The organism is Nonomuraea mangrovi (assembly GCF_042681425.1).
GTDB classification, from domain to species: domain Bacteria; phylum Actinomycetota; class Actinomycetes; order Streptosporangiales; family Streptosporangiaceae; genus Nonomuraea; species Nonomuraea mangrovi.
The window spans coordinates 201,281-224,981 of record NZ_JBHUFV010000061.1; the positions used below are offsets into that span (position 1 = coordinate 201,281).

A 23,701-nucleotide genomic window follows, 5' to 3' on the forward strand; every position below is an offset into this window, starting at 1 on the left:
ACGATCCTCCTGTCACGCCTCCGGGGCGTCGGCGGGCCGCAACAGGGCGAATCCCTCAACCGATGCCGCATATGCGGCGAGGATACCGGCCACGGCCGGGGAATTGTGGATCATTCCCATGAGCGCCTTCTCGACCGCATCGGCGAGGGGAACCCACTCCACCGGCATGTCGAACTCCTCGTGCCTGCGCTCGAAGTCGATCTCGGTCTCGGACAGGTCCCTGGCGAGGAAGACGCGGATGCGCTCGTCGGACATGCCGGGCGAGGTGTAGAGGTCCACGAGGGTGTGCCAGGTGTCGGCCTTGTAACCCGCCTCCTCCGCCAGCTCGCGCGCGGCGGTGGCGACCAGCGGCTCGCCCTCCACGTCGCGCAGGCCCGCGGGCAGCTCCCACAGCAGGTGGCGCGTCGGGTGGCGGTACTGCCTGATCAGCAGCACGCGCTCGTCGGCGTCGAGCGCGAGGACCGCCACCGAGCCGGGGTGGACGACGTAGTCGCGGTTGGCGACGTCGTCCTGCGGCATGCGCACGGCGTCGGTGCGCACGCCGATCACGCGGCCCCTGAAGTGCTCCTGGGAGTCGACGACCTCCCACTCCTCGGGGGAGTCGGCGACGGGGCCGCCGCCGATGGCGCTCACTTGCTCGCCGCCCTGGTCGAGCGACCCTCCGCGTAGACGAGCGAGGCGCCGATCAGGCCCTTGAACAGCGGGTGGGCGCGGGTCGGCCGCGAGCGGAACTCGGGGTGGGCCTGCGTGCCGATGAAGAACGGGTGGGTCTCGACGGGCAGCTCGGTGTACTCCACCAGGCGGCCGTCGGGCGACAGGCCGGAGAAGACCAGGCCGACCTTCTCCAGCTGCTCGCGGTAGGCGTTGTTGACCTCGTACCTGTGGCGGTGCCGCTCGTCGGCCTTGGCCTTTCCGCCGTACAGCTGGCGGGCCAGCGTGCCCTCGCCGAGCTTGGCGGTGTAGATGCCCAGGCGCATGGTGCCGCCCATGTCGCGCTCGCCGGAGACCACGTCCTCCTGGTCGGCCATGGTGGAGATGACGGGGTGCTTGCTGTCGGGGTCGAACTCGGCGCTGTTGGCGTCGGTGACTCCGGCCAGGTTGCGGGCGGCCTCGATGACCATGCCCTGCATGCCGAGGCAGATGCCGAGCAGCGGGATCTTGTTCTCGCGGGCGTGACGGATCGCGCCGATCTTGCCCTCGATGCCTCGCACGCCGAACCCGCCGGGGATGAGCACGCCGTCGACGCCGTCGAGCTCGCGGGCCGCGCCCTCCTCGCTCTCGCAGTCGTCGGACTTCACCCAGCGGATGTTGACGCGGGCGTCGTTGGCGAAGCCGCCCGCCCGCAGCGCCTCGGTGACGCTCAGGTAGGCGTCGGGCAGGTCGATGTACTTGCCGACGAGCGCGACCGTGACCTCCTTGGCGGGCCGGTGGACGCGGCGCAGGAGTTGCTCCCACTCCTTCCAGTCGACGTCGCGGAACGGCAGGCCGAGGCGGCGCACGACGTAGGCGTCGAGGCCCTCGGAGTGGAGCACCTTGGGGATGTCGTAGATGGACGCGGCGTCGACGGCGCTGACCACCGCGTCCTCGTCGACGTCGCACATCAGGCTGATCTTGCGCTTGATGGAGGTGTGGACCGGACGGTCCGAGCGCAGCACGATCGCGTCGGGCTGGATGCCGATGCTGCGCAGCGCGGCCACGCTGTGCTGGGTCGGCTTGGTCTTCAGCTCACCGCTCGGCCCGATGTACGGCAGCAGCGACACGTGCAGGAAGAAGACGTTGTCCCGGCCGACCTCGTGCCTGATCTGCCGCACGGACTCGAGGAACGGCAGCGACTCGATGTCGCCCACGGTGCCGCCCACCTCGGTGATGACCACGTCCACGTCGGGACCGGCCATGCCGCGGATGCGTTCCTTGATCTCGTTGGTGATGTGCGGGATGACCTGGACGGTGTCGCCGAGGTACTCGCCGCGGCGCTCCTTGGCGATGACGTTGGAGTAGACCTGGCCCGTCGTGACGTTGGCCGAGCCGTGCAGGTCGGTGTCGAGGAAGCGCTCGTAGTGGCCGACGTCGAGGTCGGTCTCGGAGCCGTCGTCGGTGACGAAGACCTCTCCGTGCTGGAAGGGGTTCATCGTGCCAGGGTCGACGTTGAGGTAGGGGTCGAGCTTCTGCATGGTGACCCGCAGGCCGCGGGCCTTCAGCAGGCGGCCCAGGCTGGAGGCCGTGAGCCCCTTGCCGAGACTGGAGGCGACACCGCCGGTGACGAACAGATGCTTGGTTTGCGATGCGCTGCGCAAGAAGTCTCCCGTGGCTCGAGGTGTGGCGTTGACGTCCACGGGCTCTCAGGATATCAAACGACGCCCTCGACATGCCCGAACGGCGTACCAGAGAGTAACTTTGGGCCCTATGTCACTTGTACGGCGGGCGGCCGGCTCCCTCGTCCACCGCGTCTACGCAGCCATCCGCGCCGTCGGGGCGATCACCCCCGCCAGCCCAGCCGGGTACCGGTTCGGGCGCCTCGGCCAGGGCGTCAGCATCGCCTTCCCCGTGGGCGCGATCTTCGGCGAGCGGTGGATCGAGATCGGCGACCACACGCTCATCGGGGAGCGGGTCTCGCTGTCGTGCGGCATGGGCCCAGGGGTCGACCTCGGGCCCGGCTCCATCCTGCGGATCGGCGGGAGCTGCTCGATCGGCAGGGGCAGCCACATCGTCGCCCACCAGTCGATCGACATCGGTGAGCACGTCTTCACCGGCCCGTACGTCTACATCACCGACCAGAACCACGTCTACGACGACCCGGAGACGCCGATCGGCAGGCAGTGGCCGCGCAACAATCCGGTCTCGATCGGAGCGGGATCGTGGCTGGGCACGGGCGCGATCATCCTGCCGGGCACCAGGATCGGACGGCAGTGCGTGGTGGCGGGCGGCGCGGTGGTGCGCGGCGAGTTCCCCGATCACAGCGTGATCGCCGGGGTGCCCGCCAAGCTCATCAGGAGCTACTCGCCGGAGCTCGGCTGGCACGCGCCGGGCCTCACCCCGCTGGACCGCCAGGCCACCGCATGACCCCTCCCCCAGCCGCCCCGCCCGTCTCCTCCCGCCGCCCGCCTGTCTCCTCCCGCCGCCCGCCCGTCTCCTCCCGCCCCGCCCTCTCCCCGGCCACCTGCTGAACCGCCGCCCCAGGCCCGACCGACACCAGGAGCTCGACTGACGCCCCCGGCCCAACCGACGCCCCCGGGACCGGTGCCCCGGGCTCGCCCGGCTCCGCAGGTCTTCGCGTTCCGCGGGCGGAGGGGCGCTCGCCTTCCGGATTCGGTCCTTCTCCGAGCCGTGGGACCCATGGCGAGGGCGGCTCCCAGGGGTTAGCGTCACGTCATGCGGACCGCGATCTGTGAACGCCTCGGCGTCGAGTTCCCCCTGTTCGCCTTCAGCCACTGCCGCGACGTGGTCGCCGCGGTCACCAACGCCGGCGGGTTCGGCGTCCTCGGCGCCGTCGCCTACAGCGCCGAGCAGCTCGACACCGAGCTGAGCTGGATCGACGCCCAGGTGGGCGGCCGTCCCTACGGGGTGGACGTGCTCGTCCCCGGCAAGACGGAAGGGCCGCGCTCGACCATCCCCTCCGAGCACCTGGCCTTCACCACCGGCCTTCTCCAGCGGTACGGCGTGCCGTACGCGGGCACGCTGGGCGAGCTCGGCGAGCGCGTCACCGCGAGGGGCGCGACCGAGCTGATCGAGGTGGCGCTCAAGCACCGCGTCGGCCTGATCGCCAGTGCGCTCGGGCCGCCTCCACCGCAGATGGTGACGATGGCGCGGAAGGCGGGCGTGCCCGTCGCCGCGCTGGTGGGCACGGTGGAGCACGCGCGCAGGCAGGTGGCGGCGGGCGCCGACCTCATCGTCGCGCAGGGCACGGAGGCCGGAGGGCACACCGGCGAGATCGCCACGATGGTGCTGGTGCCGCAGGTCGTGGACGCCGTTCATCCGACGCCCGTGCTGGCGGCGGGCGGCATCGCGTCGGGACGGCAGATGGCGGCGGCCATGGCGCTGGGCGCGCAGGGAGTGTGGTGCGGGTCGGTGTGGCTGACGACGGAGGAGGCGGAGACGCCGCAGTCGGTGAAGCGGAAGATGCTGGCCGCCTCGTCGCTCGACACCGTGAGGTCCCGCTCGCGTACGGGCAAGCCCGCCCGCCAGCTCGCCTCGGCCTGGACGGCGGCCTGGGACTCGGGCGAGGACAGTCCCGGTCCGCTGGGGATGCCGTCGCAGATGCTGCTGGCGGAGTCGGCGATGGCGTACGTGGTGCGTGCGGCCGAGCGGGGGGAGGCCGGGGCGGCGGAGTTGGCGAACTACTTCGTCGGGCAGGTGGTGGGCCAGCTCGACCAGGTGAAGCCGGCGCGCAGGGTGGTGCACGAGATGATGGAGGAGTTCGCCGAGACGATCGAGCGCCTGTCCCGCATCACGGAGTGACGTCCTGGGGCGGAGGATCACGGTCCGGGGAAGATCCGGCGTCGAGTGCGACGTCACGGCGAGCACCGACGTCCTGCCGGCGTTAGCGTGAAGGACAGAGGGTCACCCGGTGACCGCGGCCGGCTTCGGGGTGCCTGCCGTACAGGATGGGAACAACGATGCTCGCAGCACTGACCGGCCTCGGCCTCAGCACCGCCGCCGGACTGAACGCCTACATCCCGCTCCTCGTCGTCGGGGTGCTGGCCAACTTCAGCGATGCCGTCAAGCTTCCCGACGGCTACGCCTGGCTGTCGAACTGGTGGGTGCTGGCGATCATCGCGGTGCTCCTGCTCGCCGAGTTCGTGCTGGACAAGGTGCCGGTCGTCGACAGCGTCAACGACGCCATCCAGACCGCGATACGGCCCGCCTCCGGCGGCGTGGTCTTCAGCGCCACGGCCGCCGCCGCCGAGTTCGACCGGTCCACCTGGATGGCGGAGCACCCGTGGGCCGGATGGCTGATCGGCATCGTGACCGCGCTGTTCGTGCACGTGCTGAAGTCCACGGCCAGGCCGGTCGTCAACGCCACCACGGGAGGGCTGGGCGCTCCCGTGGCCAGTACGGTGGAGGACGCGGGCTCGCTGGGCGTGAGCCTGATCGCGATCTTCCTGCCGGTGCTGGTGCTGATCCTTCTGGCCGGAATGGCGGTGTTCGGGTGGTGGCTGGTCAGGAAGGTTCGCAGTCCGTCTAGGGAGTGATGTGTCCTCCCTCCGGAGACCGACTCCGCGGGGCGGCCCGCTCCTCTAGCCTTCGAGCAGACGCGTGCGGGCGCCCTGTGGCCCCCGCCCCGGCGCCCGCACGTCCGTCGACCGTTCACGACGGAACGCGTCCGGTCGCGAGGGATCAACTATCCTCTCAGGTAAAGGCCGGACGGGAGGTCCCTCCAATCAGCACATTCCTTCTGATCCTGCTCGCGATATTCGTGATCTTCCTTGCGCTCGCGGGCGTGGCCGTCTACGCCCTGGTCAAGGTGGGCAAGCGAGCCAGCAGATCGGCCCGCCAGGCCACCGCGCGCCTGGCCACCCACGTCAACGCCATGGGCACGGGCGACGCCGCCGAGGTCGAGCGGCTCCGCCTCGACCTGCGCCGCGAGGTCTCCATGACCAGGCAGGCGATCGACGCCGCGATGCAGCAGGGTTGGGGGCTCGGCGACCTGCCGCAGCTGATGGGCGAGCTGTCCCGCCAGGCCGACGTGCACGACACCCAGCTCGGGATGTACGCCCAGCAGCGCCGCGTGTCACCCTATGTCGACCATGTAACGCTCGACCGGCTCCGTGAGCACCAGGCGAAGCTGACCGCCATGTGCGCCAGGATCAGGGCCGACCTGCTCGACAGCCAGGTCCACCACGCCGCCACCGGCATCGACGAGCTGCACGCCCGTACCGAGCTGGAGATCGAGTCGCGCCGCAGGACCGTCGACCCACTGGACGAGATCGACGAGCTCTACAACAAGACCATGCAGGAGCGCCGCGACCAGACCTGACGGTCACCGTCCGTGCCATAATGGATCCGTCGCGTGATCCCCCTGAGGAGGTACCCGATGACCACCGCACTTCCCGAGTGGTTCTGGCCGGGTCCTCCTGGCGGATGGACCGCCGACATGCTCGATCGCCTCCCCCCCGACGCGCCCAAGCACGTCGAGCTGATCGATGGGTCCCTCGTCATGATGTCGCCGCAGACCTATTTTCATATGCTGATGCTCCGGCATCTCGAGCAACGGCTCACGCCCCCGCCTGACCTGGTCGTCGTGCGGGAGATGACCGTCACCCTTGGTCTTCGCCAACGCCCTGAGCCTGACATCCTCCTGGTCAACGAGACGGCCGTCGCGTCCAAGGTCACATCGTTCAAACCTGACGACGTTCATTTGGTGATCGAGGTCGTTTCGGATGAGTCCAAAGACCGCGACCGGACCACCAAGCCGATCAAGTACTCCAGCGCAGGCATCAAGCACTTCTGGCGCATCGAGCAGGAAGACGGGGCTCCTGTCGTCTATACCTTCGAGCTCGAACCCGCGATGATGGCCTATGTTCCCACCGGCATCCATCGTCGCAGGCTGCGTACCAACATCGGCTTCGACGTCGACATCGACCTGGACCTCAAGGAGGCCAGGGGCTGAAGTCCCATCCGGTGTAGTCGGGGACGCGGGCCGCGGCGAGCTCCTCGTAGGTGGCGCCCTTGTTGATGCGGGCGCGGACCGCCTGGGCCTGCGGCGTCGTGGGCATCTGACCGCCCAGCACCAGGGGGAGACCGATCTGCCAGCTCAGCAGCGCCATCGGTGAGTGCCGGTGCCCGTTGCGCAGGACGGCGATGCCGACCCTGATCGCGTGCTCGTTACGCGACATCACGCCCGGCCTGTCCACCTCGCGGGCGGCGTAGCGGAAGCCCTCGTCGAGGTCGCAGGGCCCGCAGCCGCTCGGGCCCCTGCCCCGACTGTTGCCGCACTCCGTGCAGGTCAGGCGTTCGTAGGCGGCGTCGACGACCCGCCAGTCGTAACCCTTGATCTCGTCGACGATCATCTCGGCGAGGGCGGGGTCGTCGTCGAGTCCGTGCTCGGCGAGGAACGCCTGATAGCCGTTCTCAACGACGCTGTCGGCCAGCGCCAGGCATCGGCGGCACTCCGGCGCACCGCCGTACGGCCAGCGCCCGCACTCCGCGCATCGCTCCATGCACGCGATCGTAGGCGGCGGAAAACCCGTTGCGCGGCTGGTTTTCTCCCCGGCATACTCGGCGAGGCCTCGATCAACGAGGTTCCGATCAAGGGTCCGGGCGACGACGGCTCGGACGACGAGGCTTCGGCCGGGAGGAGGGTGAGACCGTGACGACGACTGTTCGCGTGCCGTTTTCCGCGTACCCATTCCTTCCCACCGCTCAGCAGCCGACCTGATCGCGCGCCGGTGGGCATCCCGTTCAGGAGAACACCACCGTGCCGAAGAAGCACCGCCTCGACGCCGACGACCTCGAGTGGCTCGACAGCAACCCCGTAGACCTCGACGGCCCGCCCGCCGGTGACCGCTGGTCCACCTGGGACCTCAGTACCCCGACCGAGCGTGGCCCTCGACCGCATCCCGCATGGCTGGTCACCGAGCTGGCCGCCGTCGACACCGAGCTCGGCATCCTCAAGACCGGCAAGGAGGCCGACGTCCATCTGATCTCGCGCGGCGTTCCCGACACCGACAGGGTGTGCCTGCTGGCCGCCAAGCGCTACCGCTCCACCGACCATCGGCTCTTCCACCGCGACGCGGGCTACCTGGAGGGCCGCCGAATGCGCGACTCGCGAGCGAGCAGGGCCATGGCCTCGCGGACCGCGTTCGGCAAGCAGGTGATCGCGGGCCAGTGGGCTCAGGCGGAGTTCACGGCGCTGGTGCGGCTGTGGGGGCTGGGCCTGCCCGTGCCATACCCCGTGCAGATCGTCGGCACCGAGATCCTGCAGGAGTTCGTCGGCTCACCCGACGGGTACGCCGCGCCCCGCCTGGCGACCGTCGACGAAGGGCTCGACGATCTATGGGAGCAACTGGTGGCGGCGATGGTGACGCTCGCCCGCGCCGGATTGGCGCATGGCGACCTGTCGCCGTACAACCTTCTCGTGCACGAGGGGCGGCTGGTGGTCATCGACCTGCCGCAGATCGTGGACGTGATCTCGCATCCGACGGGGCTCGACTTCCTCGATCGTGACGCGCGCAACGTGGCCACCTGGTTCGCGCACAAGGGCCTGCCCGTCTCGGGCGACGACCTTTCCGATCTCCTCCGCGCCGAAGCCGGTCTCACCTGACCTCGAGATCGCTCCCGTCGCTCTGCCTCGCCCGGCCCTCCGGAGCGCCTCTCCCCGAGATCGCGCCCCGGGGCCGACCGGGGCGCGCCTCCCCTCAAGGTCGTGCCCCGGGGGCGGTCGGCGGGCGCGGGTCGTGGCGAGTGCCGGGGCCCGGCGTCCCCGGTTCGGGGCGGCGGGGTGGGACCTGCCGGCGGCTCGATCACCTCCGCCGCGGCGTCCCACCGTTGCCGACGCTCACGACGCCTGGCCGCCCTGGTCCTCCTGGGCCAGGTCGAGGAAGAGCGCCGACGACCAGCCGAACCCGGTGGTCGCCCGGCCCGCCCTGCGGCCCGTCAACGGGTTCCAGTACTCGTAGAGGCCGCCGCCGTCACGGACCATCGCCAGCGTGCGTTCCCGCAGCTCACGAGCCGTATCCGCGTGCCCGGACCGGCGCAAACCGTCGATCAGCAGGTAGTTGACGTTCAGCCAGACCGGGCCACGCCACATGGCGTCGGGGTCGAACCTGGGGTCGTCGAACGCGACGGTGGGCACGGGACGCTCGCTCCAGAAGCTCGGCGAGCGCAGGTCCTCCACGAGCCGGGCGGCGATCGCGGCGGGCAGCCGTCCGGTCAGGAGCGGCATGAACTCCAGCGGGGTGCGCACGTCCACCTCGTGTCCCCCGACCCTGGTCACGAAGCGGGTGCCGGTCCAGCGGCGCGCCACCATGAGGTCGACCAGGGCCTGGGCTCTGGCCCGCCACTCGGCGGGGTCGCGGCCGAGGGCGGCGGCGATGTCGCCGAGCCGGTCGTACTGCAAGGCCAGATAGGAGTTGAGGTCGGGGGGCTCGGCGCGCGGACCGTGATCCCAGATGGGGCTGTCGTCCAGGCCGGAGGAGTAGGGGTGGAGGTATTCGGCCAGGCCGTCCCCGTCGGGGTCCGAACGGGCGAACCACCACTCCTGCGAGCGGACCAGCGGCTCGTAGACCTCGGCCAGGAAGTCCAGGTCGGGGTCCACTTCGTGGATCTTCCACACGGCCCAGGCGGTGAGCGGCGGCTTGGTGACCGGCACCACCTCCCGAAGGGGCTCCCCTCCCACGTGCTGGGCCAGCCGGGCCAGGTCGGAGCGGGGCAGGTCGGTGGTCTCCGTGAGCACCCCGTGGTCGTGCACGACGTCGGGGATCAGGCCGTCCGGGGTCTGGTGGTCGAGCAGGATGCGGATCTGCTCCCTTGCCAGTGCCGGGTCGGCGTGCCTGAGCGCGATGGCGTGGAAGTAGGAGTCCCAGTTCCACAGGCCGACGTAGCCGTACTTGGAGGGGACCAGCGACTCCCTGCCCCGGATCGGCACCAGGTTCACCGCGAGCGTCCACCACGCCTGCTCCGCGCGTTCGCGCAGGGTCTCGGGCACGGACGGCATGGCGGCGAACCAGTCGCGCCAGCGCGTGGCGGCCGCCGCGAGCACCGCGGGCCCGCCACCGGGCAGAGCGCCGCCACCGGGCGGAGTGCCGTCGGTGAGCGAGGGACCACCGGCGGGCGCGGAGCCGTCGCCGGGCGCGGGGCCGACCAGCGTGAGGCAGCCGTCGATGGCGGCCTGTCCGCCGTCCCACGCCGCCCGGGCATCCTTGCCGGTCAGGACGAGCGTGTCGGGACCGGCGAAGGCCATCGCCACGCCGCCCTCGAAGTCGATCCGGTCGGGCAGCGCCTGCCGTACCGGCAGTTCCCGGTCTCCCGCGAAGACCCGCAGTCCCGTCAGGACGGTCGTGTCGCGCAGGCGGGTCTCGTAGAGGGCCCTGGCGATCCAGAGGGAGCCGTCGTCGGCCGCCATCACCAGCAACCGCGAGCCCCGGTCGGTGAACGGGCGTTCTTTCAGGTCCAGCATCAGCGCCCACCCAGTCCAGAGGCCGCCATCGAGTTGATGATCTTTCGTTGGCCGATCAGGAAGGCGATCAGGGTGGGCACCACCGCGATCGCCGAGGCCGCGAGGATGAGCCCGTAGTCGATCGCCGAGCGCTGCCCGGAGAACTGGCTCAGCAGCAGCGGCACGGTGGCCAGCTCCGGCGAGTTCAGGAAGATCAGCGGGAAGAAGAACGAGTTCCATGAGGCCAGGAAGGCGATGATGCCGAGCGCGCCCAGGCCGGGGCGGATGTTCGGCAGCACGACGTTCCAGAAGCACCGCCAGCGACCCGCGCCGTCGATCCTGGCCGCCTCCTCCAGCTCCACAGGGACGGACCTGATGAACTGGCGGAGCAGGAACACCGCGAACGGGTTCGCGATGGACGGCACGATCAGCGACAGGTGCGAGTCGATCCACCCGAACTTCGCCAGCATCAGGTACAGCGGCACGATCGTCACCTGCGTCGGCACCATCTGGGTTGCCAGGAACACCACGAACAGCACACCCGAGCCCCTGAACCTGATCCGCGCGAAGGCGTAGGCGGCCATGGCCGAGGTCAGCAGGGTGAGGGTGACGTTGACCGCGGCGATGTAGAAGCTGTTCCAGTACGCGGTGCCGAACGGCATCGCCGCGAGCGCGTCGGGATAGTTCGCCCAGCGCCACGGGTCGGGCAGCCAGTCGAGCGGGTTGTTCAGCATCTGCCGTACGCCCTTGAACGACGTCAGCAGCATCCAGACGAACGGGAACAGCATCGCCAGCCCGCCGATGCCGAGTGCGGCGTGCAGGGCTATCTGCCGGGATCGCATCCGGGCCCCCTCACGTGTCGTAGTGGACGAGGCGCTTCTGCGCGGCGAACTGGACGAGGGTCACGAGCAGCGTCAGGACCAGCAGGATCAGCGCCGCGGCGCTGCTCATGCCGAACTGGAAGTCCTTGAAGCCGAGCTCGTAGACCTGGTAGACGATCGTGCGCGCGCCCTCGTTGTGCTCCGGGTTGACCAGCACGTAGATCTGGTCGAACGCCTGGAAGGAGCTGATCACCGCGACCACCGTCGAGAAGAAGATCGTGGGTGAGAGCAGCGGCAGCGTGACCGAGCGGAAGATGCGCAGGCCGCCGGCGCCGTCCATCCGGGCGGCCTCGACGACCTGCGGCGGGATGGTCTGCAACCCGGCCAGGAAGATCACCACGTTGAGGCCGAGCGACGACCAGATCGTCACGATGGCGATGGCCACGATCACCCAGCCTGGATCACCGAGCCAGTCCGGCGCGGTGATGCCGAACCACTGCTCCAGCGAGGTGTTGAGCACGCCGTACTCGTCGCCGGCCAGGATGATCTGCCACATCAGGGCGACGGCGACCGAGCTGGTGACCACCGGCATGAAGTACAGCACGCGGTAGAAGCCGCTGCCCTTGACGCTGTTGAGCGCGACCGCGATGAGCAGCGCCAAGGCGAGCCCGAACGGCACGGTCAGCAGGGCGAGCTTGACCGTGTTCCACACGGCCAGCCCGAACTCCGGATCGGAGAGCTGGGCGGCGAAGTTGTCCAGGCCCGCCCACTCCTTCTGGCCGAGCCCGTCCCACCGCATGAAGGCCAGCACCACGGCGAACCCGAGCGGGAAGATCAGGAACACGGCCAGCAAAGCGAGCTGGGGCCCGAGGAAGAACGCCGCCCACCACCCGTCCCTGTTCCTGATGGTCTTCGCCCGGCGGCCCGCCCGCGGGCGGGCCTCGGTGAGGATGGCCACGGCTAGCCCAGCTTGCTCTCGACGAGCTTCTGGAGCTCGGTCATGCCCTGGTCGAAGCCGACCTTGCCGTTCCACACCTTCATCAGGTGCTCGTTGATGTCGGCGGTCAGGCCGGGCACGGAGACCTCCTCCGGGTAGTTCGCGAAGCCGGTGTCGCGCACGTCGACGAAGGTCTGGGCGTGGGCGGGGTAGTTGTCCTCGAGGACGACCTGCTCGGCGCCCTTGATGGACGGTACGGCGCCGCCGCCCTTGAGACGGAGGAGCTGACCGTCCTTACCGACGAACTCGGTGAGGAACGTGAACGCCTCCTTGGCCAGCTTGGTGTCCTTGTTGATCGCCAGGTAGGAGGCGGCCACCGCGCCGGGCATCGGCTCGCCGGTCTGCGACGGGAACGGCACGATGTCGTAGTTGTCCAGCTCGCCGCCCTTCTTCAGCGAGTCGATCACCCAGCGGCCGCCCGCGTAGAAGCCGACCTTGTGCTTGAGGAACTGGGTGCTGGGCCCGTTGCTGTCGGGCAGCGTGTCGGCGCTGAGGAAGGTCTTGTCCTGGTAGCCCTTGGCGAGCGTCTGGAGCGCCTCGCGGGACTTGGCGTCCGTGGTGGCGACGAACTTGCCGCCGTCCCACACCTTGCCGCCGAAGCCGTTGATCACGGAGTACGTCGAGCCGTACCAGTTCCAGAAGATCGATCCGGCCTTGCCCGCCGCCTTGAGCTTGGCGTTCATGTCCAGATATTTCGCCATAGTCCACTGCTTGGCTTCGTGGAGGGCGGCCGGGTCCTCGGTGATCCCGGCGTCCTTCAGCGCCTTCTTGTCGAACCAGAGGACCTCGGGGTTGGTGTCGTTGGGGACCCCGTAGATCTTGCCGTCACGTTTGGCGCCGCCGTACACGCCCTCGAAGAAGTCCTCCGGCTTGCTCTTGGAGTCCGGTCCTGACAGCTTGTCGTCGAGCGGGGTGAGCACTCCGGCGGAGACGAACTTGCCGATGTTGTCGTCGCCCACGAAGAACACGTCGGGCGCCGTCTTGCTGGTGAGCTGGGCGAGCAGCTTGGGGTGGTAGTCCTCGTAGCTCGCGACCGACTCCAGCTTGAGCCGGATGTTCGGGTGCCGCTTCTGGAAGTCGTCGGTGAACTTCTGGTAGAGCTTCACGTCCTCGGCCGATCCCCAGGTCGACCAGCGGACGGTGACCTGGCCTTGGCCGTTGCTCGTGCCGGGAACGTTCCCGCCGCCACTGCCGCTGCACGCGGTGGTGGCGACGGCGAGGACGCCCAGGATGGCTAGCGCACGCTTCATGGTGGCTCCTTCAGGCTTGTTCAGGGGGTGTCGAGGCGAGTGGGGAAAGGCGCGGTGATGCCGCGCCCTGGCGGGGCCCCGGGTGTCAGGCGAGGCCGCCGCCGTCGACGACGAGGGCCGATCCGGTGATGTAGCTGGCGGCGTCGCTCGCCAGGAAGAGCACGGCCTGGGCGATCTCGTCGGGGGTGCCCGAGCGGCCCATCGGCCGGTCGGCGGCGTCGGACTGGAAGGCCGCCCAGTCCTCCCCGAGCTGGCGGGCCTCGTCGCGCAGCATCGGCGTGTCGGTGTCGCCGGGGTTGACGGAGTTGACCCGGACGCCGGCCCGGGCGTGGTCGATGGCCAGGGCCCTGGTCATGTTGACCACCGCGGCCTTGGAGGCGCAGTAGGAGATGGCGTTCCCGCCGCCCTTGAGGCCCCATCCGGAGCCCGAGTTGACGACGGAGCCGCCCTCGGTCATGGCGGGAATGGCGTACTTGCACATGAGGAAGACAGACCGGACGTTGACCGCCATGACCCGGTCCCACTCGTCGACGTCCAGATCCAGGGCCGTCGTACGGCGGATGATGCCCGCGTTGTTGAACAGGACGTGCAGCCCGCCGAACGTGTCGACGGCGGTCTGGACGATCCGCCGGCAGTCCTCGGGGTCGGACACGTCGGCCCGTACCGCGACAGCGGGGGTGCCGCCGACCTCGGTGGCGATCTGCCCGGCCGTCGCCTCGGCGCCGGGACCGTCGATGTCGGCGACCACCACCTTGGCGCCTTCGCGGGCGAAGACCAGCGCGGTGGCCCGCCCGATGCCCGAGGCACCGCCCGTGACGATCGCGACCTTGCCCTCGAGCGTGTTCATCCGTGGAACTCCTCACTTGCCGTACAGATCTGATAAATCGTGCTCTCGCGGTATCCGGTGATCACCTGGACGTGCCCGCTGAGCCTCCTGTCGAGGTCCTCGTCGCCGCTGTCGGCCAGCAGCGGCCGGCCCCGCAGCGCGGCCAGCTTCTGCGACGTGGCCAGCACGAGCAGGCGCGGGCCCGCTGCGTCCCCGTACCCGATGACCGCGTCGAGCACCCGGGGGGACACCTGCTGGTTCCCCCGGCCGAGGACGAACCCCTGCCCGCCGATCACCGACAGCACGACGACCGCCTCACCGCCGGTCACGAGGGCGAACAGCGCCGCCTCCGAGACGTCTCCGGCGACCAGCACGCCTCCGTCGCCGACCTCGACCACGTCCACCCCGAGCAGCGTGGTCGCGAGCCCGAGTTCGCGGCCGACCGCCTGCGTGGTGGCGCCGGGACCCAGGACGTAGCGGACGCCCGGCCGCATGCGAGCCACGACCTCCCTGGCGATGCCCTCGACGCCGGCGGGGACGACCGCGGAGGACCCGGCCTTCCGTCCCGACAGGGCGGCCCTGGCGGCGGGCACGCGCAGGCTACCGTAGAGGCGGGGGCTGACCAGCCCCTGCCGGTAGCGCTCCTCGTCGAGGTCCACCACCTCGGCCTCCACCGTGCCCGCCGCCCTCGGGCCTCGCCCCTGTCCGGAGGCGTGGTCCGCGGCGGACTGTCGCCGCAGGCCGGAGACGTGCTCCGCGGCGAGGAACCCCGCCGCGGCCGGGCTGAGGCCGAAGCACCCCGAGTAGACCTTCACCCCTGCGGGGATCCCCAGCACGGGCGGCGCCTGGTCGCCGAGCGTGCGGACCGCGTCGAGCACGTCCCGCGCGGTTCCGTCACCTCCCGCGAACAGCAGCAGGTCGACATCGGCGAGCGCGATGACGGCCCGCCGCGTGTCCTGCGCCGAGGTCTCACCGCCCGATCCCGCAGCCGCCGCGCCGGCCAGACCCGCAGGGCCCGCCGGATCCGCCGAACCTGCCGGATCTGCCTGATCTGCAGGGTCCGCCGGATCTACCAGGTCCGCCCGATCCGCAGGGTCCGCCGCACCGTGGCCTTCCGCCGTACCGCGTGGCGCGGGACCAGGCGAGAGCCGTTCCAGGGTGAAGGGAGCGCCCGCGGCGCGGGCGCTGTGCTCGCCCATCGAGCCTGGCACCGTGACCACGCGCGTGCCGGGCCGGCGGGCGAGGAGCGCGCGGACGGCGCGCGCCGCCCGCTCCCCCGCCCGCGGCGTGGCACCCCGCGCCAGGGCCTCGCGCTGCACGTGCGCGCCGTCGCTGCCCTTGAGGCCCGCCGCCCCGCCCAGCCCGGCCACCGGGTTGACGACCAGCCCGACCACCACCTCGCGGTCGGGGAACGAGGCGGGGGTGCGGGGGGCGGCGACGTCGGAGGTCATGACAGGTGCTTGCGGACGTAGGCGCGCCAGGTGGGCGCCCACTCCTTGGGATCGTCGAGCGACGTCATGTCGATCTTGTGCACGCTCTGGTTGTAGGGCGCCCCCTTGACGAACTCGGGATCCGTGCGCGCCTCGGAGGCCACGTGGGCCAGGATGGCGGCGTACTCGTCCAGGTCCTCCTTCGAGTACGACTCCGTGGGCTCCAGCGTGAAAGGCTCCGGCACCACGTAAGGGTGGTGGCTGGTCCAGTAGTGCACGCCGAAGTCGGCCGCCCGGACGCCGATCTCCTCCGAGTGCACCCCGGTCTCCTCCGAGAGCTCCTGCCAGGAGTAACGCACCTGCTCGATGCGCCGCTTGTCCCACGGCGCCGACGCGCCGGGGATCTGCAGGATCTTGTGCATCAGGTAGTTGTTGTTGAGCACGGCCGTCTCGGCCACCTGCCGCAGTCCCTCGGCGCCCATGGCCATGATCCAGGCGTAGGCGCGGACGATGTTGGGGGTCACGCCGAGGAACGGACGGACCTTGCCGATCGAGCGGGGCGGGGTCTCCAGTCCGTAGGAGGAGCCGTCGAAGGTGACGACCGGGCCCGGCAGGAACGGCTCCAGCTCCGCGGAGACGCCGCACGCGCCCGCCGCGGGGCCGCCGCAGGCGTGCGGGGTGGAGAACGTCTTGTGCAGGTTGAAGTGGCACAGGTCGAATCCGGCGTCCCTGGCCCTGGTGATGCCGAGGATGCCGTTGGCGTTGGCCTGGTCGTAGCAGGCCAGGCCGCCTACCGAGTGCACCAGCTCGACGAACTCCCTGATGCGGGGGTTGAAGATGCCGGTGTCCTCCGGGTTGGTGATCATCAGGGCGGCGGTACGGGGGCCGACGGCCGCGCGCAGCGCCTCGATGTCCGGGTAGCCGTCGGCGTCCGGCATCAGCGTGATCACTTCGTAGCCGGCTGTCTTGGCACAGGCGGCGTTCGACGGGTGGGAGAACATCGTGGTGATGACCTGGTCGCGGTGGCCCTCGCCGTTGGCGGCGTGGTAGGCGCGGATCATCGCGATGTTCGCGTAGATGGCGGCCGACCCGGATCCGGGCTGGAGGGAGACCCTGGACATGCCGGAGATCTCCGCCAGCATCCGTTCGAGCCGCCAGTAGATCTCCAGCACGCCCTGCACGGTGTCCTCGTGCTGGAGCGGATGCAGCTCGGCGATCGCGGCGGCGAACCGGTCGTTGACCTTGGGGCTGTACTTCATCGTGCAGGTGCCCTGGCCGACGTCGATGTTGAGGTCGACGCCGAGGTTCTCCTGCGACAGGCGCAGGTAGTGCCTCAGCACATGCAGCTGCGACATCTCGGGCAGCTTCGGCGGTTCGGCGCGGCGGACGGTCTCGGGCAGCTCCACGCCCGGGGCGCCGGGCTGCGGCACGGCCATGCCGCGGCGGCCGGGGGCCGACAGTTCGAAGATGATCGGCTCGTCCCAGCGGGCCTGGTGGAAGCGGCGCAGTGGCGGCTTCGGCGCGACTGGGAGCTCGGCGAAGGACTCCGCGGTGTTCACAGCACCTCCTGGACGGCTGCGGCGAGGCGGTCGATGTCGGCGATGGAGTGGCGTTCGGTCACGCAGACCAGCACGGTGCGGTCGTCGAGGGGGACACCGCCGTAGATGCCGCGGGCGCGCAGCCCGTCGAGCAGGGCCGTGCTGGAGGGCACCTCGATGGCGAACTCGCGGAAGTGGATCGCGTCCTTGTGCAGCACGGTGACCGACCCTGCGAGGGCGTTCATGGCGTAGCGGGTGCGGGCCAGGATGGTCTCGCCCAGCTCCCGCATGCCCTGCGGCCCCATGAGCGCCAGGTAGACACCGGCCGTGATGCCCCAGAGGGCGGCGGCGGTGCCGACCCATTCCTTGCCCTCCTCGCGCAGGGCGAAGGAGGTGCGGTCGTAGAAGACGTCGCCGAAGCCGTACTCGCCGGGCACCGTGGTGGGCGCGATGCCGAACAGCCGGGAGGGGAACTCGGCGACGAGCGGCTCGTGGTCCTGCGTGGCGATGTATCCGGCGTGGCCGCCGCCGTAGCTCTGGTGCATGCCGAGCGACTGGATGTCACCGCAGGCGATGTCGGCGCCGTAGGAGGCGGGCGGGGCGAGGACGCCCAGCGAGATGGGATCGGCGCCGACCACGAGCAGCGCTCCGTGGGCGTGGGCGAGCTCGGCGAACTCCCTTCCGCGCGTCTCGACCACACCGTAGACGTTGGGTGTCTCCAGGTAGATCGCCGCGTAGGAGTCGTCGAACGCGGAGACGGAGATCTCACCGCTCTCCCCCACAGGGGCGAGGGCGATCTCGATGTCAGGGCTGAGGAAGTCGCGTAGCTTGCTCAGCTTGTCGTCGCTGACGGCCCCGCTGACGAGCACCTTCGAGCGCCGGGTGTAGCGGCACGCCATGCGCAGGGCCGTACCGGCCGCCTGGAAGCCGTCGTAGGTGGGGACGTTGACCACGTCCATCTCGAGCAGCTCGCCCATCATGCTGACGTACTCGAACAGCGCCTGGAACCGTCCGTGGTCCTCGTACGGCTCGCCGGCGTAGGCGGTCAGGAACTCGCTCCTGGAGTTCACCTCATCGCAGACGGCCGGCACGTGGTGGGGGTAGCAGCCGTGCCCGAGGAAGCTCAGCGCCTCCTCCGTGTCGGTGACGCGGTCGAACAGGCCCTTCATGTGGCGCACGAGGTCGCGCTCGGCCGTGAAGGGCTCCGGGAGGTCGAGTGGCCGGGCCAGGCGCAGGTCCGCCGGGATGTCGGCGTAGAACTCCTCGACGCTCGAGGCGCCGATGGCGGCGAGCATCTCGGCCCGCACGCCGGGTTCGGCGTTCGGGATGTACGGGTGCGTCACGTGTCTCCTTCGATCCTGAGCACGACGGCGTCGCGCGGGGCGAGGCTGATGACGCCTCGCAGGTCGGTGTCGGTGAGCAGGTCCCTGCCGGGATGCGGGAGGGCGACCTGCTGCGGGGTGCCGGTGTGGTTGAGCAGGAAGAGGTGGTTCTCCCGCCTGGTGGCCTCCACGCCCGGGGGGACGTCGATCGCCGGGACCGCGTGGAGCACGCGGTCGAGGACGGGCGTGACGTCGTCGAGGAGGCAGCTGACGTAGGTGGCGTTGCCGTTGCGGGTGATGGCGGGCAGGCCGTCCAGGTCGCCGCCCTCGTAGCGGGCGAGCACCTCCACGGCGTCGCCGACCACGCGTGGCCATTCCACCCACGTCCTGGCGAGGCCGGCGTCGCCGCCGTCGTGCCTGACCCGCTGGGTGCTCCCGTCGGGCAGCGGCCAGAACTCGTCGATCGCGACGCCGAGCAGATCGCGCAGCGGCCCGGGGGCGCCGCCGTCGTGGACCTGGTCCGACTCGTCGACCACGCCGCTGAACGGGCCGACGACCAGCTCGCCCGTGACGGACGCCAGCGACTTGGCCTGCTCGGCCGTACACAGGTAGAGGTTGGGCGCGATCACCACGCGGTAGGCCGACAGGTCACGGTCCGGCGGCGCCAGGTCGACGGAGATCCCGCGGGCGTGCAGCGGCGCGTACCAGGCCAGCAGCAGGTCCTTGAGCTTGAGCCGGTTGGACGGCATCGACTCCGGCGCCTCCAGACCCCACCAGCTGTCCCAGTCCAGGACGAGCGCCACCTCGGCGCGCGTGCCGGTGCCGGCGACCTCGGCCAGCCGCCGGAGGTCCGCGCCGAGCCGCAGCGTGTCCTGCCAGCCACGCGTCTCGGTGCCGCCGTGCGGGAGCAGGGCCGAGTGGAACTTCTCGGGACCGTACTTGGCCTGGCGCCACTGGAAGAACATCACCCCGTCGGCGCCGTGGGCCACCGCCTGGAGGCTGTGCAGGCGCATCATGCCGGGCGGCTTGGGCACGTTGACCTCGCGCCACGACACCGCCGAGGGCGCCGACTCCAGCAGCAGCCAGGGCCGCTGCTTGAGCGAGCGCATGAGGTCGTAGCTCAGGGCGACCGCCACGTGCGACTCGGGGTCGGCAGGGTCCGGGTAGGCGTCGTCGCTCACCAGGTCCTCGGCCGCCGCCCATGACCAGTAGTCGAGTCCGTGCAGGATGCTCATGAAGTTCGTGGTGACCGGTACTGCCGGCGTCACCTGGCGCAGCGCGTCCCGCTCGGCGGTGAACAGCTCCAGCAGGGCGTCGCTGCAGAAGCGGCGCCAGTCGAGGAGTTGGGCCGGGTTCACCGGGCCTGGCGCCTTGCGGGGCGGCTCGATCTGCTCGAACCCCGTGTAGTGCTGGCCCCAGCAGGAGGTGCCCCAGGCGGTGTTCAGCGCGCCGACCGTGCCGTAGCGGGTCTGGAGCCAGGCGCGGAAGTGCCGTGCGGACTCGGGGCAGAAGCATTCGAGCGTGTGGTCGGCGTACTCGTTGCCCACATGCCACATCGCCAGCGCCGGGTGCTCGGCGTACCGGGTGGCGATCGCCGTCGCGAGGCGCACGGCGTGCTCGCGGAAGATCGGCGAGCTGGGGCAGTAGCCCTGCCGGGACCCGAACTCCAGCCGCACGCCCTGGGCGTCGACCGGCATGACCTCCGGGTGCCGGCGAACCAGCCAAGGCGGCGGGGTGGCGGTCGCGGTGGCGAGGTCGGCGGACACGCCGTGCTCGTGGAGCAGGTCGAGGACGCGATCCAGCCACCCGAAGTCGTACGCGCCGGGCGCGGGTTCCAGCCTGGACCAGGAGAAGACCGCGACGGTGGCCATGGTGACCCCGGCCTCGGCCATGAGCCGGACGTCCTCGGCCCAGACCTCCTCCGGCCACTGCTCGGGGTTGTAGTCACCGCCGAACAGCAGCCCCGGCACTCGGGTCAGGCGCACTAATCGCTCCTTTCAAGCTGTCCCAAATCTGTATTCAGAATTCATAGTGTAGTATTTTGCACTACGTCAAGCGCTAAGCAGATCAGGGCCGAAGACCGAAGGAGCCTCATGCCGATCGAGCGGCGACCGCTACGCGAGCAGATCAGGGAAGAGCTGCTGAGCAGGCTCGATCGAGGTGATTTCGCCGCGGGGACGGACATCAACGAGGTCGCGCTGGCGACCGATCTCGGCGTCAGCCGCACTCCCCTGCGCGAGGCGTTGATCACCCTGGCGGGCGAGGGAGTGCTGGAAAGCAACCAGGGCCGGGGGTTTCGGTTCGCGCCGGTGAGCCGGAAAGAGTTCAGGGAGCTGTGCGAGATCGTCGCCGCCCTGGAGTCGCTCGCGCTCGAACGCTCCGACCCCGCCTACCTCCGCGAGATCGCGCCCGAACTGCTCAGGCTGGCCCGCGACTTCCCCGACCGGATCGCCGAGCAGCAGGTGATAGAACGGCACGACGACGAGTGGCACGACCTGCTGCTGAGCGGCTGCCGCAACGAGCGCCTGCTGGACCTCATCACCAGCGTCAAGGCCGGGATGCGCCGCTACGCCCACCTGCTCGCGGGCGACGAGACACCCCTGGAGCGCGAGGCGGCGGAACACTGCCGCGTGGCCGAACTCCTCATCGCCGGGGACCTGGCTCAGGCGGCCGAGGCACTGCGCGGCAACTGGATCAACGGCATGGAACGGATGATGTCGCACATCCCCGCCTCCTGACGGCCCGGCCCGGCCTCGACCCGGTCCGCACGACCGCCGGGCCGTGACGCCTTAGGACGGCCTTAACGTCGCCATGACACCGCCCTATGACCGTGGGCCGCATTCTCGGTGATGTCAGCACGAACGAGACATCCGAAGGAAAGCTTCCATGCGTAAGATCATTGCCGCTTCGGCCCTGGCCCTGACGCTCACCGCCGCCGCCATGGCGGGAACCATGTTCGCCGGGGCCGCGGGCGCCGACGTCATCCCAGGGCACCACGGCTACGTCGTCACCAGCCCTGGCGGGGCGCAGGTCCACTCGTGTCCGAGCAAGTCCTGCCCGGTGGTCGACTCGATCCCCACCGGCGGCTGGACCGGCGGCTGGGCCAGCGGCGAGTGGCTGAGCCTCGACACCGGCGGCTGGGCCTCGACCGCCCAGCTCACCCAGGCCTGACGACGGGCTCATCCAGCCTGACGAAGGACGCCGCGGGCCCGCCACGCACCTCTCCTGGAGGTGGGTGGCGGGCCCGCGGCCGTTCCCCGAGGGGGCGGTCTACTTCACGCCGGCCTCGCGCATGTCACGCAGCTCGCGCTTCAGCTCCTTGATCTCGTCGCGCAGCCGCGCCGCCACCTCGAACTGCAGGTCGGCCGCCGACTGGTGCATCTGCTCGGTGAGCGACTCGATGAGCGTCTCCATCTGCGCGCGCGGCATCTCGCCCGCGATCGCCTTGGCGTGCTGTCCCGCCGCCTTCGCCGCGAACCCCGGCACGGGCGCCTTGCCGCGGGACTGCTGCCGGCCGCTGCCCATCAGCTGCTCGGTGTCGGCGTCCTCGCGTTGCAGCGAGTCGAGGATGTCGGCGATCTTCTTGCGGAGCGGCTGCGGGTCGATGCCGTTGGCCTCGTTGTAGGCGATCTGCTTGGCCCGGCGCCGGGAGGTCTCCTCGATCGCCCGCTCCATCGACGGGGTGATCTTGTCGGCGTACATGTGGACCTGGCCCGACACGTTTCGCGCCGCACGGCCGATCGTCTGGATCAGCGAGGTCTCCGAGCGCAGGAAGCCCTCCTTGTCGGCGTCGAGGATGGCCACCAGCGACACCTCGGGCAGGTCGAGGCCCTCACGCAGCAGGTTGATGCCGACGAGCACGTCGAACTCGCCCATCCGCAGCTCGCGCAGCAGCTCGATCCGGCGCAGCGTGTCGACCTCGCTGTGCAGGTAGCGCACCCTGATGCCGAGCTCGAGGAGGTAGTCGGTGAGGTCCTCGGACATCTTCTTCGTCAGCGTGGTGACCAGGACACGCTCGTCCCTGTCGGCGCGCTCGCGGATCTCGTGGACCAGGTCGTCGATCTGGCCCTTGGTCGGCTTGACGACCACCTCGGGGTCGACGAGCCCGGTGGGACGGATGACCTGCTCGACGACCTCGCCCTTGACCCTGCCCAGCTCGTAGGAGCCGGGGGTGGCCGACAGGTAGACGGTCTGGCCGATCCGCTCCAGGAACTCCTCCCACTTCAGCGGCCTGTTGTCGAGCGCGGACGGCAGGCGGAAGCCGTGGTCGACGAGGGTGCGCTTGCGGGAGGCGTCGCCTTCGTACATCGCGCCGATCTGCGGGACCGTCTGGTGGGACTCGTCGAGGACCAGCAGGAAGTCTTCGGGGAAGTAGTCGAGCAGCGTGTTGGGCGCGCTGCCCGCCTCGCGGCCGTCCATGTGACGCGAGTAGTTCTCGATGCCGGCGCAGGTGCCGACCTGGCGCATCATCTCGATGTCGTAGGTGGTGCGCATCCGCAGCCGCTGCGCCTCCAGCAGCTTGCCCTGCCGCTCGAGCTCGGACAGCCGCTCGGCCAGCTCGGCCTCGATGCCGTCGACGGCCTTGGCCATCCGCTCCTCGCCCGCCACGTAGTGGGAGGCGGGGAAGATGTAGAGCTCCTGGTCCTCGGTGATGACGTCGCCGGTCAGCGGGTGCATCGTGGACAGCTTCTCGATCTCGTCGCCGAACATCTCGATGCGGACGGCCAGCTCTTCGTACTTCGGGATGATCTCGATCGTGTCGCCGCGCACCCTGAAGGTGCCGCGGGTGAAGGCCAGGTCGTTGCGGGTGTACTGCATGTCGACCAGGCGGCGCAGCAACTGGTCGCGGTCGACCTCCATGCCGACGCGGAGCCTGGTCATGCGGTCGACGTACTCCTGGGGGGTGCCCAGGCCGTAGATGCACGAGACCGAGGCGACCACGATCGTGTCGCGCCTGGTCAGCAACGAGTTGGTCGCCGAGTGGCGCAGTCGCTCGACCTCGTCGTTGATCGAGGAGTCCTTCTCGATATAGGTGTCGCTCTGCGGCACGTAGGCCTCAGGCTGGTAATAGTCGTAGTAGGAGACGAAGTACTCGACCGCGTTGTTGGGCAGCATCTCGCGCAACTCGTTGGCGAACTGCGCGGCGAGCGTCTTGTTGGGCTGCATGACGAGCGTGGGCCGCTGCAGCCGCTCGATCAGCCAGGCCACCGAGGCCGTCTTGCCCGTGCCGGTGGCGCCGAGCAGGACGTTGTCCTTCTCCCCTGCCCGCACCCTGCGCTCCAGCTCGGCGATCGCCGTGGGCTGGTCGCCGGAGGGGGTCATCTCGGTGACGACCTCGAAGGGCGCCACCCTGCGCTGCAAATCTGTTACCGGCCGCATGTCATTCACTGTAGGTGGTGGCACCGACATTTCTTACGGCAAGCC

At 70.1% G+C, this 23,701-nt stretch carries 21 protein-coding genes; 8 read left to right on the forward strand and 13 right to left on the reverse strand.

All coding sequences use genetic code 11. From position 1 onward, the window contains the following. Nucleotides 1-12 precede the first annotated feature (12 nt). Both ACFSKW_RS39950 and ACFSKW_RS39955 read right to left on the reverse strand, forming a co-directional pair. Nucleotides 13-633 carry an NUDIX domain-containing protein gene (locus ACFSKW_RS39950; protein ID WP_379579046.1) on the reverse strand — a complete coding sequence of 207 codons (621 nt, stop codon included), beginning with the start codon at nucleotides 631-633 and terminating at the stop codon, nucleotides 13-15. Next, nucleotides 630-2,294 carry a CTP synthase gene (locus ACFSKW_RS39955; RefSeq protein ID WP_379579049.1) on the reverse strand — a complete coding sequence of 555 codons (1,665 nt, stop codon included), beginning with the start codon at nucleotides 2,292-2,294 and terminating at the stop codon, nucleotides 630-632. Before ACFSKW_RS39955 ends, ACFSKW_RS39950 begins: the two co-directional genes overlap by 4 nt. Before the next feature lie 109 nt (nucleotides 2,295-2,403). Here ACFSKW_RS39955 and ACFSKW_RS39960 point away from each other — a divergent pair, with 109 nt between their 5' ends. From ACFSKW_RS39960 to ACFSKW_RS39980, 5 genes are all read left to right on the forward strand, one after another. Further along, nucleotides 2,404-3,060 (forward strand): acyltransferase, encoded by a 657-nt coding sequence (locus ACFSKW_RS39960; protein ID WP_379579050.1) that lies wholly within the window; start codon nucleotides 2,404-2,406, stop codon nucleotides 3,058-3,060. A 309-nt stretch (nucleotides 3,061-3,369) separates the two neighbouring features. Further along, nucleotides 3,370-4,455, forward strand: coding sequence for a nitronate monooxygenase (locus ACFSKW_RS39965; protein ID WP_379579052.1), 1,086 nt, complete (start codon nucleotides 3,370-3,372; stop codon nucleotides 4,453-4,455). 158 nt (nucleotides 4,456-4,613) lie between these two features. Then, nucleotides 4,614-5,189, forward strand: a complete 576-nt coding sequence (locus ACFSKW_RS39970) for a DUF4126 domain-containing protein (RefSeq protein ID WP_379579054.1) — start codon at nucleotides 4,614-4,616, stop codon at nucleotides 5,187-5,189. A gap of 224 nt (nucleotides 5,190-5,413) precedes the next feature. Beyond that, nucleotides 5,414-5,974 carry a hypothetical protein gene (locus ACFSKW_RS39975; protein ID WP_379579056.1) on the forward strand — a complete coding sequence of 187 codons (561 nt, stop codon included), beginning with the start codon at nucleotides 5,414-5,416 and terminating at the stop codon, nucleotides 5,972-5,974. A 57-nt stretch (nucleotides 5,975-6,031) separates the two neighbouring features. Continuing rightward, nucleotides 6,032-6,607: a Uma2 family endonuclease gene (locus ACFSKW_RS39980; RefSeq protein WP_379579058.1), complete on the forward strand. Its 576-nt coding sequence runs from the start codon at nucleotides 6,032-6,034 to the stop codon at nucleotides 6,605-6,607. On the opposite strand, the gene ACFSKW_RS39985 is transcribed toward ACFSKW_RS39980, so the two are convergent. Continuing rightward, nucleotides 6,588-7,157, reverse strand: coding sequence for a hypothetical protein (locus ACFSKW_RS39985; RefSeq protein WP_379579060.1), 570 nt, complete (start codon nucleotides 7,155-7,157; stop codon nucleotides 6,588-6,590). The genes ACFSKW_RS39980 and ACFSKW_RS39985 overlap by 20 nt on opposite strands. 257 nt (nucleotides 7,158-7,414) lie before the next feature. Between ACFSKW_RS39985 and ACFSKW_RS39990 the strand changes: the two genes are divergently transcribed. Continuing rightward, nucleotides 7,415-8,260 carry a serine protein kinase RIO gene (locus ACFSKW_RS39990; RefSeq protein ID WP_379579062.1) on the forward strand — a complete coding sequence of 282 codons (846 nt, stop codon included), beginning with the start codon at nucleotides 7,415-7,417 and terminating at the stop codon, nucleotides 8,258-8,260. Between the two features lie 234 nt (nucleotides 8,261-8,494). Here the strand turns inward: ACFSKW_RS39990 and ACFSKW_RS39995 are convergent, their stop codons facing one another. The 9 genes from ACFSKW_RS39995 to ACFSKW_RS40035 all read right to left on the reverse strand — a co-directional run bounded on the left by ACFSKW_RS39995 (nucleotide 8,495) and on the right by ACFSKW_RS40035 (nucleotide 20,262). Beyond that, nucleotides 8,495-10,114 carry an amylo-alpha-1,6-glucosidase gene (locus ACFSKW_RS39995; protein WP_379579064.1) on the reverse strand — a complete coding sequence of 540 codons (1,620 nt, stop codon included), beginning with the start codon at nucleotides 10,112-10,114 and terminating at the stop codon, nucleotides 8,495-8,497. Next, nucleotides 10,114-10,935, reverse strand: a complete 822-nt coding sequence (locus ACFSKW_RS40000; RefSeq protein ID WP_379579066.1) for a carbohydrate ABC transporter permease — start codon at nucleotides 10,933-10,935, stop codon at nucleotides 10,114-10,116. Before ACFSKW_RS40000 ends, ACFSKW_RS39995 begins: the two co-directional genes overlap by 1 nt. Before the next feature lie 10 nt (nucleotides 10,936-10,945). Beyond that, nucleotides 10,946-11,872, reverse strand: a complete 927-nt coding sequence (locus ACFSKW_RS40005; RefSeq protein WP_379579068.1) for a carbohydrate ABC transporter permease — start codon at nucleotides 11,870-11,872, stop codon at nucleotides 10,946-10,948. A 2-nt stretch (nucleotides 11,873-11,874) separates the two neighbouring features. Next, the gene (locus tag ACFSKW_RS40010) at nucleotides 11,875-13,161 is read right to left on the reverse strand and encodes an ABC transporter substrate-binding protein (protein ID WP_379579070.1); all 1,287 of its coding nucleotides are present in this window, start codon (nucleotides 13,159-13,161) and stop codon (nucleotides 11,875-11,877) included. Between the two features lie 85 nt (nucleotides 13,162-13,246). Next, nucleotides 13,247-14,008 (reverse strand): SDR family NAD(P)-dependent oxidoreductase, encoded by a 762-nt coding sequence (locus tag ACFSKW_RS40015; protein WP_379579072.1) that lies wholly within the window; start codon nucleotides 14,006-14,008, stop codon nucleotides 13,247-13,249. Then, the gene (locus ACFSKW_RS40020) at nucleotides 14,005-15,438 is read right to left on the reverse strand and encodes an ATP-NAD kinase family protein (RefSeq protein ID WP_379579074.1); all 1,434 of its coding nucleotides are present in this window, start codon (nucleotides 15,436-15,438) and stop codon (nucleotides 14,005-14,007) included. Before ACFSKW_RS40020 ends, ACFSKW_RS40015 begins: the two co-directional genes overlap by 4 nt. Then, a complete protein-coding gene (gene gcvPB / locus ACFSKW_RS40025; RefSeq protein ID WP_379579076.1) occupies nucleotides 15,435-16,976 on the reverse strand; it encodes an aminomethyl-transferring glycine dehydrogenase subunit GcvPB in 1,542 nt (513 codons plus the stop codon). The genes ACFSKW_RS40020 and gcvPB overlap by 4 nt, the downstream gene beginning before the upstream one ends. Further along, the gene (gene gcvPA, locus ACFSKW_RS40030; protein WP_379579078.1) at nucleotides 16,973-18,298 is read right to left on the reverse strand and encodes an aminomethyl-transferring glycine dehydrogenase subunit GcvPA; all 1,326 of its coding nucleotides are present in this window, start codon (nucleotides 18,296-18,298) and stop codon (nucleotides 16,973-16,975) included. Before gcvPA ends, gcvPB begins: the two co-directional genes overlap by 4 nt. Next, entirely contained in the window at nucleotides 18,295-20,262 is a 1,968-nt protein-coding gene (locus ACFSKW_RS40035; RefSeq protein WP_379579080.1) for a beta-galactosidase, read from the reverse strand. Before ACFSKW_RS40035 ends, gcvPA begins: the two co-directional genes overlap by 4 nt. A gap of 108 nt (nucleotides 20,263-20,370) precedes the next feature. Between ACFSKW_RS40035 and ACFSKW_RS40040 the strand changes: the two genes are divergently transcribed. Further along, nucleotides 20,371-21,015: a GntR family transcriptional regulator gene (locus tag ACFSKW_RS40040; RefSeq protein ID WP_379579082.1), complete on the forward strand. Its 645-nt coding sequence runs from the start codon at nucleotides 20,371-20,373 to the stop codon at nucleotides 21,013-21,015. A 148-nt stretch (nucleotides 21,016-21,163) separates the two neighbouring features. After that, on the forward strand, nucleotides 21,164-21,448 hold the full coding sequence (locus ACFSKW_RS40045; RefSeq protein WP_379579084.1) for a hypothetical protein: 285 nt from the start codon (nucleotides 21,164-21,166) through the stop codon (nucleotides 21,446-21,448). Between the two features lie 99 nt (nucleotides 21,449-21,547). Here the strand turns inward: ACFSKW_RS40045 and uvrB are convergent, their stop codons facing one another. Beyond that, on the reverse strand, nucleotides 21,548-23,656 hold the full coding sequence (gene uvrB, locus ACFSKW_RS40050) for an excinuclease ABC subunit UvrB (RefSeq protein ID WP_379579086.1): 2,109 nt from the start codon (nucleotides 23,654-23,656) through the stop codon (nucleotides 21,548-21,550). Nucleotides 23,657-23,701: the final 45 nt, after the last annotated feature.